A 2,495-nucleotide genomic window follows, 5' to 3' on the forward strand; every position below is an offset into this window, starting at 1 on the left:
ATCTTATTTTCGCCCAAAACCAACACCGTTGGTTTCACCTCATCTCTCGCAAAAGCAGTGGTCTGCCCCATAAAGCCCTTTACCAAGGCAGTGTGGTTTTGACAGAGCATGGTGGGCACGGCATCCCATTTGGCAGAAAAATCCATCAATGAAAAATAATCGGATTCCTTGGGCACATTACCTCGTTTTGTGGTCATGTCTATGGATGAAAATTCATACTGAAGGGGATTTCGCTCCAAGGTAAAATCTGTGAACGCAAAGGTATTTTTGAAGTCCAGCTTCGCCTGATAATTGGCATCGGAAGGGTCGCCATCGAACATCGGCTCGCAAATGTCGGTACCCTCTGCGGCAAGGGCGATATCGAAGCTATCCGTTGCGGAGCACATGGCGAACATAAAACCGCCGCCGATGACATATTTCCTGATTTTTTGGGCCACCGCACTTTTTTCGTCCGAAACTTTGTCAAAGCCTAGTTTTGACGCCAAGGTTTCGGCATCCTCTTTTTGTTCTATATACCAAGGTGCCGCACGATAGGCCCCGTAAAACTTACCGTATTGGCCGGTAAAATCCTCATGGTGCAGGTGTAGCCAATCATAGAGAGCCAGTTTATCCCCAAGAACCTCTTCGTCGTAAACGGTCAAATAGGGAATTTCGGCATAGGTAAGTACCATGGTCACGGCATCGTCCCATGGCGCATTTCCCTTCGGGGAATAAACGGCTATTTTTGGAGCTTTTTCAAGAATTACCGCATCCTGATTTTGGGAGGGACTGCTGATTTTTTCGAGAATGGATTGCGCCTGGCCGTCTGACACTATCTCGAACGACACGCCCCTTATCTGGCATTCCTTTCGTATCGCCTCGCCATCGGGCAACAGAAAAGAGCCACCACGGTAGTTCAACACCCATTGTACTTTCTGCTGTTTACTTAATACCCAATAGGTAATTCCATAGGCTTTCAAGTGATTTTGTTGACCCTCGGCATCCATGGGAATCAGGATGGAACTCGCTACAGCGGGAAAAGAAAAGAGAAGAAAGAGAAGAAAGAAAAAACGATTGCGCATTGGCCGAATTTTACGATAGTATCCTCAAAGATAACGCAAATAGCCGCTGCGGATTGTCCGATGGCGTTAAAGCTTTGTCAATTGCGAATGGTACATCGGTAGAACTTTTTGAACTGGACACTTGAACTTGCGCTTGAACTTTAAAAAGGTACATCACTATCATCATCCGGCCCTACCCCATCGTTCAATGAACTGCCAAAAGCTTGGTCGGCACTCGGAAGATTCTTGGTGATGAACGGATTCTCTTCGTTGGCGTTCATTTTGGACTGGAATTCGAAAGGCGAATCGAAATCGTCGAGATTATCGAATTTACCGAGTTGACCGATGAATTTAAGACGGATGTTATCCAAACCGCCATTACGGTGTTTGGCAACGATAAACTCCGCTTGGCCTTGGGTCGGGGAACGTTCTTCATCGTCCCACTCGTCGATTTTGTAGTATTCGGGGCGGTAGATGAACGATACGATATCGGCATCCTGCTCGATGGCACCCGATTCCCGAAGGTCGGATAGCAAGGGTCTTTTACTACCTCCACGGGTCTCCACGGCACGTGAAAGTTGAGACAGTGCGATAACGGGTACGTTCAATTCTTTGGCGAGGGCTTTCAGGTTTCGTGAGATGGTGGAGATTTCCTGTTCACGGTTTCCCCCTTTTTGACTTCCCCCGGCGGTCATCAATTGCAAGTAGTCGATAATGATTAATTTGATATCATGCTGCGATGCCAAACGTCTTGATTTGGCACGCAGATCGAATATCGACAGCGACGGGGTGTCATCGATGAACAAGGGTGCTTTTTCGAGGGACTTGACCTTGACGTTCAATTGTTCCCATTCATGTTTCTCCAATTTACCGGTCCGGAGTTTCTCCGAGGATAATCCCGTTTCTGAAGAAATCAGACGGGTTATCAACTGTACCGACGACATTTCACAAGAAAAGAAAGCCACGGGTATATTGTGATTGACGGCCATGTTTCGGGCCATGGAAAGCGTCAGTGCCGTTTTACCCATACCGGGCCGCGCAGCAACAATAATCAGGTCACTAGGTTGCCAACCGGAGGTCAGTTTGTCGACTTTATCAAAACCTGAGGGCACGCCGCTAAGGCCCTCTTTGTTCGCAATTTCCTCGATTCGCTTTTTAGCTTGGATTACCAAGTTCTGGGCCGTTTCCGCGGAGCGTTTTAGATTGCCCTGGGCAACGTCGTACAATTTGGCCTCCGCATTGTCCAACAAATCGAAAACATCGGTAGCGTCATCGTAAGCTTCCTCTATAATTTCGTTGGAAATTTTGATGAGACTGCGCTGAATATATTTTTGTAGGATAATCCGCGCATGAAACTCGATATGTGCCGAAGAAGCTACTTTTTGGGTAAGTTTTATAAGGTAAAAATCCCCTCCAATGGACTCCAGCTTCCCATCTTTCTTTAATTGGGAAGAA

General features: G+C 47.1%; 2 protein-coding genes. Both read right to left on the reverse strand.

Annotated features, from left to right (window positions below; all coding sequences use genetic code 11):
* The coding region (locus ACEW8S_RS00625; protein WP_373516259.1) for an asparagine synthetase B at window positions 1-1,061 on the reverse strand (1,061 nt) is incomplete at its 3' end.
* Window positions 1,062-1,201: 140 nt separating this feature from the next.
* The coding region (gene dnaB / locus ACEW8S_RS00630) for a replicative DNA helicase (protein ID WP_373516260.1) at window positions 1,202-2,495 on the reverse strand (1,294 nt) is incomplete at its 5' end.

Origin of the sequence: Pricia sp. (assembly GCF_041745955.1) — a bacterium.
GTDB lineage: Bacteria > Bacteroidota > Bacteroidia > Flavobacteriales > Flavobacteriaceae > Pricia.